13 protein-coding genes and 1 pseudogene are annotated in these 12,362 nt (G+C 73.0%); 5 read left to right on the top strand and 9 right to left on the bottom strand.

Annotated elements, in window-relative coordinates:
• Positions 1 to 34: 34 nt before the first annotated feature.
• Positions 35 to 1,657 carry an ABC transporter substrate-binding protein gene (locus BUE29_RS04410; RefSeq protein ID WP_073387048.1) on the bottom strand — a complete coding sequence of 541 codons (1,623 nt, stop codon included), beginning with the start codon at positions 1,655 to 1,657 and terminating at the stop codon, positions 35 to 37.
• 418 nt (positions 1,658 to 2,075) lie between these two features.
• On the bottom strand, positions 2,076 to 2,753 hold the full coding sequence (locus BUE29_RS04415) for a hypothetical protein (RefSeq protein ID WP_143167966.1): 678 nt from the start codon (positions 2,751 to 2,753) through the stop codon (positions 2,076 to 2,078).
• A gap of 172 nt (positions 2,754 to 2,925) precedes the next feature.
• Here BUE29_RS04415 and BUE29_RS04420 point away from each other — a divergent pair, with 172 nt between their 5' ends.
• On the top strand, positions 2,926 to 3,948 hold the full coding sequence (locus tag BUE29_RS04420; RefSeq protein WP_073386344.1) for an NAD(P)H-dependent flavin oxidoreductase: 1,023 nt from the start codon (positions 2,926 to 2,928) through the stop codon (positions 3,946 to 3,948).
• A gap of 64 nt (positions 3,949 to 4,012) precedes the next feature.
• Here BUE29_RS04420 and BUE29_RS04425 read toward each other — a convergent pair whose 3' ends face one another.
• Entirely contained in the window at positions 4,013 to 4,252 is a 240-nt protein-coding gene (locus BUE29_RS04425) for a hypothetical protein (RefSeq protein ID WP_073386347.1), read from the bottom strand.
• Positions 4,253 to 4,476: 224 nt separating this feature from the next.
• On the bottom strand, positions 4,477 to 4,746 hold the full coding sequence (locus tag BUE29_RS04430) for an NAD(P)H-binding protein (RefSeq protein WP_073386350.1): 270 nt from the start codon (positions 4,744 to 4,746) through the stop codon (positions 4,477 to 4,479).
• 105 nt (positions 4,747 to 4,851) lie between these two features.
• Between BUE29_RS04430 and BUE29_RS04435 the strand changes: the two genes are divergently transcribed.
• Positions 4,852 to 5,364: a MarR family winged helix-turn-helix transcriptional regulator gene (locus BUE29_RS04435; protein WP_234971368.1), complete on the top strand. Its 513-nt coding sequence runs from the start codon at positions 4,852 to 4,854 to the stop codon at positions 5,362 to 5,364.
• A gap of 197 nt (positions 5,365 to 5,561) precedes the next feature.
• Positions 5,562 to 5,951, top strand: a complete 390-nt coding sequence (locus BUE29_RS04440) for a DUF3224 domain-containing protein (RefSeq protein WP_084180676.1) — start codon at positions 5,562 to 5,564, stop codon at positions 5,949 to 5,951.
• A gap of 12 nt (positions 5,952 to 5,963) precedes the next feature.
• Here BUE29_RS04440 and BUE29_RS23615 read toward each other — a convergent pair.
• Positions 5,964 to 6,107: pseudogene (locus BUE29_RS23615) on the bottom strand (ISL3 family transposase); the annotation flags it as partial.
• 59 nt (positions 6,108 to 6,166) lie between these two features.
• Complete coding sequence (locus BUE29_RS04445) at positions 6,167 to 6,589, bottom strand: PPOX class F420-dependent oxidoreductase (protein WP_073386353.1); 423 nt, start codon at positions 6,587 to 6,589, stop codon at positions 6,167 to 6,169.
• A gap of 130 nt (positions 6,590 to 6,719) precedes the next feature.
• Between BUE29_RS04445 and BUE29_RS04450 the strand changes: the two genes are divergently transcribed.
• Positions 6,720 to 7,442 (top strand): helix-turn-helix domain-containing protein, encoded by a 723-nt coding sequence (locus tag BUE29_RS04450; RefSeq protein ID WP_200800027.1) that lies wholly within the window; start codon positions 6,720 to 6,722, stop codon positions 7,440 to 7,442.
• Complete coding sequence (locus BUE29_RS04455) at positions 7,439 to 8,320, top strand: prenyltransferase/squalene oxidase repeat-containing protein (RefSeq protein WP_073386358.1); 882 nt, start codon at positions 7,439 to 7,441, stop codon at positions 8,318 to 8,320. The genes BUE29_RS04450 and BUE29_RS04455 overlap by 4 nt, the downstream gene beginning before the upstream one ends.
• Positions 8,321 to 8,338: 18 nt before the next feature.
• On the opposite strand, the gene BUE29_RS04460 is transcribed toward BUE29_RS04455, so the two are convergent.
• From BUE29_RS04460 to BUE29_RS04470, 3 genes are read right to left on the bottom strand one after another with little or no spacing between them, the layout of a single operon-like run.
• Entirely contained in the window at positions 8,339 to 10,426 is a 2,088-nt protein-coding gene (locus tag BUE29_RS04460) for an iron ABC transporter permease (RefSeq protein WP_073386360.1), read from the bottom strand.
• Between the two features lies 1 nt (position 10,427).
• On the bottom strand, positions 10,428 to 11,465 hold the full coding sequence (locus tag BUE29_RS04465; RefSeq protein ID WP_073386362.1) for an ABC transporter substrate-binding protein: 1,038 nt from the start codon (positions 11,463 to 11,465) through the stop codon (positions 10,428 to 10,430).
• Positions 11,466 to 11,505: 40 nt separating this feature from the next.
• Complete coding sequence (locus tag BUE29_RS04470; protein ID WP_327077555.1) at positions 11,506 to 12,342, bottom strand: ABC transporter ATP-binding protein; 837 nt, start codon at positions 12,340 to 12,342, stop codon at positions 11,506 to 11,508.
• Positions 12,343 to 12,362 lie beyond the last annotated feature (20 nt).

The raw sequence follows: 12,362 nt of genomic DNA on the forward strand, positions 1-12,362 counted from the left end.
TACCTCCTCCGGTTCGCGCCCGGACGTCCGGCGGTCAGCCGATCCAGGTGTCGTGCAGCTGGATGCGGCTCGACGCCTCGAAGCGCAGGTCGTGGACCTTCTTGGCGACCCCGAGCTCGGTCTCGAGCTCCACCACCGGGATCGCGTAGGCGTTGCCGACCACGAGTCGCTGCGCCTGCGCCGCGAGCCCGGCCCGCCGTGCCGGCGTGGTCGCGGCGGCCTGGCCGGCCAGGACCGGGTCGAGCGGGCCGGCGGACAGCCGATAGACGTTGGCCAGCTTCGTGGAGTAGGACGAGCGCAGGATGTCGGGGTCGGCCCGCGTGATGTTGCCCCAGAGCGCGTCGAAGTTCCCGGACTGCTGGACGGTCGCGATGGACGCGATCGGCGTCTCCTCGAGCACGAGCTCGACGCCGACGGCCTTGAGCTGCTGTTGCAGCAGTTCGAGAGCGGGCTTGTTGGTGGCGGCGTTGGCGAACCAGCGCACCGACAGGCTGAGCCGCCGGCCGTCCTTGACGCGGATGCCGCCGCTGCCGACCGTCCACCCGGCCGCCGTGAGCAGCGAACGCGCCTTCGCCTGGTCGTAGCCGAGAGCCGAGCCGAGGTTCGCGTACTGCGGCGTGGTGTGCGACAGCACGCTCGTGGCCGGTCGGGTGCCCGTGGGGTACACCGCGTCGACGATCTCCTGCCGGTTCACCGCGACCTGGATCGCCTGCCGCACCCGGACGTCGCGCACCAGCGGCCGCGCGTTGTTGAAGGCGAGGTTGAAGACGATGCCCGGATTCGCGCGTGTCTGCAGCGCGATCCCGGCGCCCTTGAGCGCGGCCTCGTCGGCCTTGCCCACGCTGCCGATCGCGTCGACCTGCCCCGACTGCAGGCTGCCGGTGCGCACGCCGGCCTCGGGCACGATCGTGAAGACCAACCGGTCGAGGTAGGCCTCGCCGCGCTTGCGCCACAGCGAGGAACCCCAGTCGTAACCGCGACGCTTGGCCAGCGTGATCGACTGGTTGGGGACGTACTTCGCGAGCGTGAACGGTCCCGAGGCGACGATGCCCTTGCTGCACCGCTGCTGCGGGGTGCGCTTCACACTCGCCGACGACTCGATGCCCAGCGAGAACGTCGACGACGCCTGCAGGAACTGCGCGTTGGGCTTCGCGAACGACACCCGCACGGTCAGCGGATCGACCGCGGTCACCGACTCGATACCGCTGAGATACCCCTTGGCCAGCACCGCGAGCGGACCCAGATCGGGCACGGCGTCGAAGTTCTCCTTGACCACCTGCGCGGTGAGCTTGCTGCCGTCGCTGAACGTGACACCCGGACGGAGCTTGAAGGTGAAGGTGGTGGCGTCCTTGCTGACGGTCCAGCTCTTTGCGAGCCACGGCACGATCTTGCCGGTCGCCGGGTCCTGGTCGGTCAGCGAGTCGACGACCTGCCGCAACGAGTAGATGGTGTCGTTGCTGCCCACCTGCTGCGGGTCGACGCAGCCGGCGTCCGAGCTCACCGCGAAGCGCAGGGTGCCCCCGCTCCTCGGTGTGCTGCTGCCACCGCCGGTCGTGTCGTCACCGCCGGAGGTGCACGCGGCCAGCAGCATCGTCGCGGTGGCCACGGCGACGACGGCCCCGGGCAGGCCACGTCGGGGGCGGGGGGAGGCGGTGATGGTCACGAGGATGTCTCCACGGCAGGGTCTCCACGGCAGGTCTCGACGGCAGGGTCCGGCGCGCGGGCCGGGGCGGAGGGATCGACGGTGCGCCGACCGCGAGCGGCGCGGTCTCGCCGGCTGACGGCGGACGCGACGCAGGCGATCAGCGCGACGATCGACAGCAGCTGGTGCCGACGCGCCGCAGGTCGATGTGGCGTCGCCGGGAGAAGCGTGAGAAGGCCGCCGACGGAGCCGTCGCGAGGCGGTTGTCCACGCTCGTCCTCCACCCCGTCGAGCCGATGCCTCCGCCGAACGTACGACCGCGGCGCTTATCCGTCAATGTCGATAGACGAGATAGGCAACACGTCCGTGGCGATCGCAGTCGCACGTGCCACGAGGCCGATCGCGGTTGGACACGTCCAGCTCGTCGGCCCGCCTAGGACTCCGGCAGTCGCGTGGCGTCGAGGACGACGCGGGTGTGGTCGCGTCGGTCGACCCGCACCGGGATGCGGGCGCCGGGGTGGCCGATCTGCTGCCGGCGTGCCGGCGTGCGGAAGCCGAAGCGGGCGAGCACGCGGTAGGTGCCGCCGTCCTCGGCGTCCACGTCGAGTGCCACGTTGGCGATGGATGCACCGGACGGGGTCGTCCCGGGCAGCGGTGCGAGGAAGTCGATGGCGGCGATGACGGCTTCCGTGGGGCGGCCGTGTCGCTTGATGCGGTCGGCCTCGTCGACGAACACCGGTGCGGTGCCGTCGGGCAGCAACGCGCCGTTGTGCGACCACATGACCACGGCGTCGCGAGGCCGTGTCCCGGGAGGCACCGGGTCGGCGGTCAGGGTCGCGGGGTCGACGCCCAGTGCTGCTGCCCTGCGGTCTCGCTCGAGGCGCGCCACGTGGGCGATCATGCCCTCGTCGCTCCAGTCCACCCTGACCCGCCGAGGGCGGTCGCCTCGCCACCGCGCCGGCACGCGGGTTCCTGGCTGCGGCGGCGAGGTGGCGGCCGTGGTGGTACGCGTGACGGACACGACCGCGGCCCGGCGACCATCGAGCAGCAACCGGCCGGTCACCGTGTCGGTCCGCGTACCGGCCTCGAGGTCGTACGGCTCGACGCGCATGACCTTGAACTCGCCGTGAGTCCACGATCCACGCCGCCGCCGCACGCTCCGGTCCTACCAGATCCGACCGGTCGTGGTACCGGTCCGGCCCGAGGTCGTCGAGGGCGCAGGAGCGACACTGCCACACTGGTCGACGCCGCCGACCACCTCGACGACCGGGAAGGAGCGAGCCGTGACCTCGTTGCTCGGCTCGCGCTCGCCGATCGTCGCAGCGCCCATGGCCGGTGGCCCGAGCACGGCGGCGCTGGCCGTCGCCGTGGCACGCGCCGGGGGCTTCCCCTTCCTCGCCGCGGGATACCAGCATCCCGACGCGCTCGCGGCGCAGGTCGAAGCGGTCCGTCGGCACGGCCGGCCCTTCGGCGTGAACCTCTTCGTGCCCTCGCGCGCGGCCGCCGCCGAGCCGGCCGCGCTGCGCGCCTACGCCGCCGCGCTCGCCGCCGAGGCCGACCGCTACGACGTGACCCTCGATCCGACGCCGGTCGACGACGACGACGGCTGGTCGCAGAAGCTGGACCTGCTCGTCCGGCACCCGGTACCGGTGGTGTCGCTGACCTTCGGACTCCCCGACGCGGCCGACATCGCCGCCCTGCGCGGGGCGGGCACGCAGGTGCTGGCGAGCGTCACCACCGCGGCCGAGGCCCATCGCGCCGAGCTGGCCGGCGTCGACGGGCTGGTGGTGCAGGGGCCGGACGCCGGCGGGCACAGCGCGACGCACGAGCCCGCGCGGCCGGTCGCGGCGATCGCGACGGACGAGCTCGTCCGCCGGGTCCACGCCACGACACGCCTGCCGATCGTCGCGGCCGGCGGCGTGGACGGCCCGGCCGCGGTGCGTCGGCTGCTGTCCGCCGGCGCCGACGCGGTCGCGGTCGGCACGCTGTTCCTGCTCGCCGACGAGGCCGGCACCTCGGCCACGCACCGGGCCGCGCTCGTCGACGCCTCCCTTGCCGCGACCACGATCACGCGCGCCTTCACCGGCCGGCCGGCCCGCGCCCTGCGCAACGGCTTCGTCGACCGGCACGACGGCGAGGCTCCGCTCGGCTACCCGGCCGTGCACCACCTCACGCGCGCACTGCGGCAGGCCGCGAACGCCGCCGGCGACAGCGACGTCGCGCACCTGTGGGCCGGCACCGGCTGGCGTCACGCACGTCCCGGCCCCACGGCCGACATCGTCGCCTGGCTGTCGGCGGCCACCTGACGCGCACCCTCACCGAGATGCAAGACGTCCCAGCGGCGGCGCGCACCGCACCGACCGGACGCGGTCAGGACCGATCCGCGACTGCCGGCCGGGACACGACGTCCTCGCGATGCCGATCGGTCGGCCCGGTGATCCGCGTGAGCAGGTCGCGCAGGGACCGCAGCTCCCTTCGAGTGAGGCGACCCCTCAGCTGCTGCCCCTCGACGACGAGCGGACCGGCGAACGAACCGGTGAGCTGGTGGCCGTGCTCGGTCACGGTCACGAGCACCTGCCGGCGGTTGCTGTCGGCATCCGTGCGCCGCACGAACGGGTGGCCCGTCTCGGGTTCGCCGGTGGTGCGATCCGGAGTGCCAGTAGGCCGCGATGATCGGATGGATCCCTCGGCTCACCTCGATCTCGACGTGGCGGTCGTCGGACCAGCTCTCCTGACCACCTACGTTGCGCGCAGCGCGGCTGGCTGATCGCGCGAGGCCCGCCGAGGACAGGCCGGCGATTCCGGCCTTCGGACCGTGCGCTGCGCGGCGTGGGTCAGTTGGCGACATACGCAACGTGTCGAAACAGGTCGGGGCGGTCTCGCGCATCGAGCAGGGCGGTGGCGAGGTCGGCGTAGGTGATGCTGCGGGCTCTCGGCAGGGGCTGGTCGACCTGAATGCGGTAGCTGTTGCGCCCGGGCCTGTCGAGCAGACGCGGTGGGCGCAGCGATACCCATTGCACGGGAGCGGGCGAGTGGACCAGCACCGTTTCCATCCGCGCCATGTCTGCGTAGCTGGCGCCGAAGAACCGGTCGAGGACAGGCATGGTGAGGCGACGGTCGAGCCAGGAGTGCCCGTCCCCGCCGAGAGTCCCATGCTTGTCACGTTAGGTGACAATCACCTCTTGGTCAAAGGTGGTAGGTTGCCGGTTGTGCCGAGCAGAAGTGGCCCCGACCGAGCGGACCGGCCGGACGCGCAGACCTACGCGTCGTCACTGGCCTTTCTGAGCTCACAGATCGGCGCGCGTTCAGCGGAATTGTTCGCTGACCGGCTGTCCGGACTGGGGATGAGTCCGCGGGAGTTCGCGGTGCTGTCGAATCTCGACAACTCGCGGCAGCCGCTCAATCAGCAAGCCATCGCCGAGGCGCTCGGCATGCACCGGAACAACGTGGTCGCCCTGGTTGACGCCCTCGAAGACAAGGGTTGGTTACGGCGCCACCGCGCCAGCGACGACCGGCGCGCGTTCACCCTGCGGCCGACAGCGGCCGGTCTGCGGGTGTTGCGCCGGGCGCACGGCATCGTCGCCGACCTCGATGCTGTGCTCGCCGCGGACCTGTCCGACACTCAGGTCACTCAACTGCGCAACCTGCTTCTCGACGTCGCCGCCCACCTCGGTCTCGCCGCCGGCGTACACCCACACCTCGCTGCCCGACGCCGTCGATGAAGATCAGATGACTCGAGCAACGTGCGCTACCACGGGAGATGAAGCTCGGCGAGCGGTCGGCGGCACGTCGAACCCCGACCCGGGCGAGACGGCGCCAGCGTCACTGGTCTTCGAGACCTGGCCGGCCGTCGACCCTTCCCTCTTCGCGACCACGAGAGCGCTCGATCGAGCACTCGCCCATGTAGTTAGGTAGCCCTATGACCATCAGCAAATCGGCCACCGGAAGCTTCACCATAGACATGACCCCTGCGCCGACCGACCTGCCCGGAGCTGCGCGCTTCGACTTCACCAAGCAGTGGAGCGGCGAGCTCGAGGGAACAGGGCAGGGCTACATGTTCTCGGCCGGCAACCCTGCCGCTGGTCGAGCTGGCTACGTGGCGCAGGAGGTGTTCGAAGGCAGGATCGACGGCCGCTCGGGCACCCTCATCTTCCACCAACTCGGGCAGATGGTGAGCGGTTCGGCCTCACAGCGCTACGAGATAGCACCTGGCTCGGGCACGAGCGAGCTCGAAGGCATCACCGGCACCTTGAGCGTGGAAGTGGTCGACGGACAACACCGCGTCACGCTCTCCTACGCAATCGGCTGACGCCCGGGCATCGAGCTGCGCTGCGACCCGGGCAATCGAGCCCCGGTCGACCACCACGGCGCGCAGCGCCCACAACACCGCATGCCGGGTCAGTCTCGATCGTGACGCGGCCGCCGAGCCGGTGTCGTGGCGACAGGCGGGCCCGCAGCGATGACGCCAACAGTCTGACCAGCCGGATCCCGCATGCCGTGGCGGCCACGAATCGTCCCCCCTCGCTATCCGCCCGGTGCCCATGGGCCGACGCCGGTCACCCGGTCGATGCGGTAGCGCAACGTCCAGCCGGCCGCGCGGGGCGCCGGGAACGCCTCCCCCGGCCCGACGTACACCTTCGCGAGCCGGTCGAGGAGGTCCCATGTGTCCTCTCGCGATTCGATGACGGCGTGGCCGTGCAGCACCGCGTAGTCCTGCATGAACGCGCCGGGCACCGACGGCGCGTCGAACGACAGCACGACGCGCGGATCCCTCTCAATATTGCGCAACTTCGCGTAATAGCCGAGGTGACCGCTGACGACGTCGTCGCCGTCCATCCCTATCCAGATGACGCTCACCTGCGGGCTGCCGTCGGCGTTGACGGTGGTCAGGTGGGCCATGGGTCCCGACTCGACGAGTCGGCGCAGCTCTCCGTCGACGATGGTCATGCGGGGGCCAACCGGCGACGGGACGGCGGCATTCCGTCCCACCGACGACGTCGGCACCGCTGCGTAGGGTCGTTCCCAGCCGGCGAGCCGCGCGGGGTCGGCCCGACCGGGCAGCGACGGGGAGGACATCGTGAGCTACCGCGAGACGCCCGCGCCCGCTCCGCTGCGGCCGTGGGTGGCGTGCCTGTGGCAGCAGCGCGTGACCGCGCGACGTCACCTCGTCGTGCCCGACGGTTGCGTGGACCTGATCTGGTTCGGCGGCGACCGGTTGCTGCTGGCGGGGGCCGACACCGGCCCGGTGATCGAGCAGTTGTGCCCGGACGACGCCGTCACCGGGGTGCGGCTGCGTCCGCAGGCGGCGGGTGCGGTGCTGGGCCGCCCGGCGAACGAGGTCACCGACGCCCGCCTCGACGCGCGGGACGTCCTCGGGGCCCGCGCCGACCGGCTCGTCGAGACGCTGCGCCACGCCCCCGAGCCGCGACGTCACGCGGTGCTGCTCGCCGAGATCGCCCGCGCCGGCGCACCCGATCCCGTGGTCACCGAGGCGGTGCGGCTGCTCGCCCGGCCGGCGGCCCGGGTGCACGCCGTCGCGGCCGCGGTCGGCCTGAGCGAGCGGCAGCTCCACCGCCGGGTGACGGCGGCGGCGGGGCTGTCGCCCAAGATGCTGGCGAGGGTGGCGCGGCTGCAACGACTGACCCGTCTCGCCGTGCCCGATCTCGCCGATCGCGCGCGGGACGCCGGTTACGCCGGCCAGTCGCACATGAGCGACGAGGTGCGCCGCCTCACCGGGCTGACCGCCGTCCGATTCCTGGAAGACCGCGGCGCGACCGGCTCGCTAGCGTCGCCCGCATGACCGTCGACCTGCCCGGTGCCGACCAGTTCGTGTACCGCCACGCCCGGTTGCTCGACCGGCACCGGTGGGCGGTGCTGCGCGACGAGCCGGCGCAGCGGCTCGTGGTCGACGCGGTCGTCGCCTACCAGAACGACGACGGCGGGTTCGGCCACGCGCTGGAACCGGACGTCCGTGATCCCGCGAGCCAGCCGGCGGCGACGCTCACCGGTCTCGACGTCCTGGCCGGGCTCGACGCCGCCGCCGTACCGCGGTCCGCGGTCGTGCGGGCGCACGACTGGCTCGCGGCCGTCGCGCTGCCGGACGGCTCGGCGCCCTTCGTCCTGCCCTCGGCCGACGCGCACCCCCGCGCGCCGTGGATGACCGCCGACGACGCGCCGTCGTTCCTGACCTTCTCGCTGGTCGCGGCACTGCTGCGGCTCGGGCACGACGGCGACTGGGTCCGCACCGCGACGCGGTGGTGCTGGCAGCGGGTGGCCGCACCGGACGCGCTCGACCACTACTGGGTCAAGCACGCCCTCGCCTTCCTCGACGCCGTTCCCGACGACGGACCCGACGACGCCCGTGCCCGCGACACGGTCGAGTCGCTGCGCGACCGGATCGCGGCGGACGGCTCCGTCCCCGTCCCGGGCGGCGTCGAGGACGAACGTCTCACCGCGCTCGACCTGTCACCGCGCCCCGGTGCCCGCAGTCGCGTCCTGTTCGCCGACGACGTCGTCGCCGCCGCGCTCGACGAGCTCGCCCGCGGCCAGCGCGACGACGGCGGCTGGGACTTCGACTTCCTGCACTGGTCGCCGGCGCAGGAGCTCGAGTGGCGCGGCCGGGTCACCGTCGACGCGGTGGCCACGCTCACCGCGCACGACCGGCTGCCCGCGCCGTGACCCCGCTGGGCACGCGCGTCAGGCGCGGGAGCGCCAGAGCAGGTAGACGAAGTACGGCACGCCGATCAGCGCGGTCGTGATGCCGACCGGGATCTGCGAGGGAGCGATGACGGTGCGGCCCACCGCGTCGGCCACGCTCACCAGCAGCGCGCCGATGAGCAGGGCGACCGGGACGACCCGGGCGTTGCGACTGCCGACGAGCGCCCGCGCCATGTGGGGGGCGACGAGGCCGACGAAGCCGACGACGCCGATGGCGCTCACCGCGGCGGCGCTGAGCAGCGCGCACGCCGTGAGGACGAGCAGCCGGGTGCGCTCCAGGCCGACCCCGAGCGTGCGGGGCAGGTCGTCGTCCACGGCCAGCAGATCGAGCTCGCGGCGCCGCCACACCAGGACGGCGACGACCACGACGAGCGCGATCGCCACGGGCACGGCGGAGCCGAAGGTGCGGCCGTAGGTGGTGCCGGCCAGCCAGGTCAGCGCCAGGTTGGTCTGGTACGGCGCCTTCAACACGATGATGAAGGTGATGACGGCCGCCGCACCCGAGGAGAACGCGAAGCCGATCAGCACCAGCCGGTCCGAGGCGAGGCCACCGCGCCACGACAGCGCCAGCACGGCGGCGAAGGACAGCAGCGCCCCGATCGAGCCCACCAGCACGAGCAGCCAGATGTTGGCGTCGGGGCGCACCACCAGCAGCCACACCGCGCCGATGCCGGCCCCGCCGGTGATGCCGAGCAGCCCCGGCTCGGCCAAGGGGTTGCGACAGACCGCCTGCACGCCGGTACCGGCGACGGCGAGCGCCGCCCCGGCCAGCAGCGCGCAGAGGACCCGCGGCACGCGGGTGTCGAGGACGAAGGTGAGGCCGGGGCCGGTGGCGCCGCGCACCCAGTTGGCGACGTCGCCCAGCAGCACCGTGGTGTCGCCGACGAGCATCCCGACGAGACCGGACGCGATCACCGCGGCGGCGAGTACGCCGGTGACGAGCAGGAAGCGGACGCGCCCGGGCGGGTGGGGCGGGCCGCCGCGACCGCGCTGACGCACCGGCACGGCGTCGCGGTACGTCCGCGCCACCTGCACCAGCACGATCGCCCCGAACACCGTCGTGACGACGCCCGCCGGGATCGTGACACCGCTCTGCGCGCCGAGCGCGGCGCGCAGCGAGACGTCCGCCGCCAGCACGACGATCATGCCCACCAGCCCGGACAGCGGGATGATCGCCAGGTGCCGCGCCGACGCACCCACCGCGCGCGCGAGCACCCGCGCGAGCACCGGGGCGGCAAAGCCGACGAACGCGACGGGGCCGGCGACCGCGACCGCCGCGGCGCACAGCAGCACCGACAGCACGACGGCGACGGTGCGGGTGCGGCGCACGCCGAGCCCGAGCGACGCCGCGGTGTCGTCGCCGAGCGCGAGCAGGTCAAGCCGGGACGACAGCGCCAACGCACCGAGCCCGGCGAGCAGCACGAACGGCGCCATCTGCTGCACCGACTCGGTGTCGGCCTGCACGAAGGTGCCCTCGCTGAAGGCGTAGAGGCCGACCGTCTGCTGCTCGAACAGGATCAGCAGCAGGAACGCGAGCGAGTCCAGCGCGAGCGCGATGGCCGACCCCGCGAGCACCAGCCGCGTCGGGGAGCCGCCCCCGCCGGACGACAGCCCGAGCACGACCGCGGCCGCGGCGAGACCGCCGAGAAAGGCGACCGAGGCGGCCGGCAGCACCGGCAGCGAGAGCCCCAGCACCGCCGCGCCGACCACGGCCAGGTAGGCCCCGGAGTTGACGGCGAGGGTGTCGGGCGAGGCCAGCGAGTTCCGCGCGATCGACTGCAGCAGCGCGCCGGACAGACCGAGCGCGAGCCCGACGAACAGTGCCGCGACCAAGCGCGGCACGCGGGAGCCGACGAGCACGGCGGCGGGTTCGTCGCCGCCCCCGCCGACGACCAGCTTCAGCAGGTCACCCGCGCCCACCCCCGACGTCCCCTGCGTCAGGTGCACGGCCGACAGCACCAGGATCAAAACGAGCGCGATCCCGTACAGGCCGGTGAGCCGCAGCGGCCGGGTCACGCGACGCGGCGTGACCGGGGCCGTCTCCGGGGGTGGGGCGGTGAGCGTCAACTCAGGACTGCTCGGTGAGGATGTCCGTCACACGCTCCACGAACTGCACGCCCGACAGCGGGCCACCGAAGGGCCAGGTGCCGTCCGGCAGACGCGAGACGTGGTCGGCCTTCACGAACGGCAGGCCCTTCCACACCGCGTTCTTGGCGAGCACGTCGGTGTACACGTCCCCGCCGTCGGCCTTGTTCTGCAGGTACAGGAAGCGGGTGCCGGTGTTCTTGATCTTCGTCAGTCCCTCGACGTCGGTCTGCGCCAGCCCGTACGACGGGTCGCCGCCGGTCGTCCACTGGTTCTGCAGTCCGATCGCCTTGGCGAGGCCGCCCCACGTCGAGGTCGGGGTGTACATGCGCAGGCTGACGGCACTGGCCTCGCGGTAGCCGTCGGAGATCGCCACCGGCGTGTTCGCCAGGTCGGCGGCCGCGAGCTTCTGCTTCGCCGCCGCGATCGCGCCGTCCAGCTTGGCGGTCACCTGCGTCGCCGCGGCGTCGCGGCCCAGGACCTTGCCGATGAGTGCGATGTTCTTGCGCAGCTGGCCGACCGGGTCCTTGGGGTCGTTGTTCTTGACGACCACGACGGGAGCGACCCGCTCCAGCTGCTTGTTGGTCGCCGCGGTCGCGTCCTCGGTCTGGAAGATCACGTCGGGGTCGAGGCCGCCGATGGTGTCGGTGCTGGGCTCGCCTCGCTGCCCCACGTCCTTGACGCTCGTGGCGACGGTGGCTGCGTGAACCCACGCCTTGTAGCCCTTGACGTCGGAGATGCCGACCGGCTGCACGCCGACGCTGACGACCTGCTCGATCAGCCCCCACTCGAGGGCGACAGCGCGCGTGGGCGGCTTGTCGAACGTGATCTTCTTGCCGCGCGCGTCGGTGACCGTGATCGGACCGGACGCCGCGCTCGTGGCCGCGCCGCCCGACGTGCCGGTCGTCGCGTCGGCCCCGTCGTCCTCGGTCGTGCCGCAGGCCGCGAGCGCGGTCACGGCCGCCGCCGCGGTGGCGAGCAGCACGGTCAGCCGGCGGGCCCGCCGCCGGCGTGCGGGCATGGTGGATCGCATCGTGGTGCTACCTCTCATCGGTTCGGGCTCAGATGGCGAGCCGGAGCCGGTCGGCGTGACGGCCGACCGGGCGGGTGAAGACACGGCCGGAGCGGGGGTCGACGGTGACCTCCACGCGAATGCCGTAGGTATCGGTGAGGGCCTCGGCGGTGAGGACGTCCGCGGGACGACCGCTGGCCCGGATCCGCCCGGCGTGCAGCAGCACCACCGTGTCGGCGATCGCGGCGGCCTGGTCGAGGTCGTGCAGCACCACGCCGACCGCGACGCCGTGGTCGAGCGCGAGGTCGCGGGCCAGGTCGAGGATCTCGACCTGATAGCGCAGGTCCAGGTAGGTCGTGGGCTCGTCGAGCAGCAGCACCCCGGTGTCCTGCGCCAGGCAGGTGGCCAGCCAGACGCGCTGCAGCTCGCCGCCGGACAGGCTGTCGACGTCGCGGTCCGCCATGCGCTGCAGCCCGGTGAGCTCCAGGGCGCGGTCGATGGCGGCGCCGGCCCCCGGGTCGTCCCCTCGGAAGCGGCTGCGGTGCGGGTGGCGACCGAAGCCGACGACGTCGCGCACGCACATCCCGGCCGGGGTCGGACGGCTCTGCGCGAGCAGGCTCACGTGGCGGGCGAAGTCACGCGCGGAGAGCGCCAGGGCGGAGCTGCCGTCGGGCAGCCGGAGGTCGCCCCCGCTCGGGGCGTGCAGCCGGGCGAGCGCCCGCAGCAGCGTGGACTTGCCGCTGCCGTTCGGACCGACGAGGGCGGTGACCTCGCCGGCGGTCAGCTCGATGGTGGCGTCGCTGACGACCGACGAGCGGCCGTAGCCCAGCTCAAGGGCCTCGCCGCGCAGTCCGGGCCGCGGACGCGAGCCGCCGTCGTTCGTCACGGGGACCGACCCTAGACTAT

The organism is Jatrophihabitans endophyticus (assembly GCF_900129455.1).
GTDB classification, from domain to species: domain Bacteria; phylum Actinomycetota; class Actinomycetes; order Mycobacteriales; family Jatrophihabitantaceae; genus Jatrophihabitans; species Jatrophihabitans endophyticus.

Coding starts and splice junctions, on each gene's coding strand:
- BUE29_RS04415 (WP_143167966.1), bottom strand. CDS start 2,753: ATGCGCGTCGAGCCGTACGACCTCGAGGCCGGTACGCGGACCGACACG.
- BUE29_RS04430 (WP_073386350.1), bottom strand. CDS start 4,746: ATGCCTGTCCTCGACCGGTTCTTCGGCGCCAGCTACGCAGACATGGCG.
- BUE29_RS04440 (WP_084180676.1), top strand. CDS start 5,562: ATGACCATCAGCAAATCGGCCACCGGAAGCTTCACCATAGACATGACC.
- BUE29_RS04445 (WP_073386353.1), bottom strand. CDS start 6,589: ATGACCATCGTCGACGGAGAGCTGCGCCGACTCGTCGAGTCGGGACCC.
- BUE29_RS04455 (WP_073386358.1), top strand. CDS start 7,439: ATGACCGTCGACCTGCCCGGTGCCGACCAGTTCGTGTACCGCCACGCC.
- BUE29_RS04465 (WP_073386362.1), bottom strand. CDS start 11,465: ATGCCCGCACGCCGGCGGCGGGCCCGCCGGCTGACCGTGCTGCTCGCC.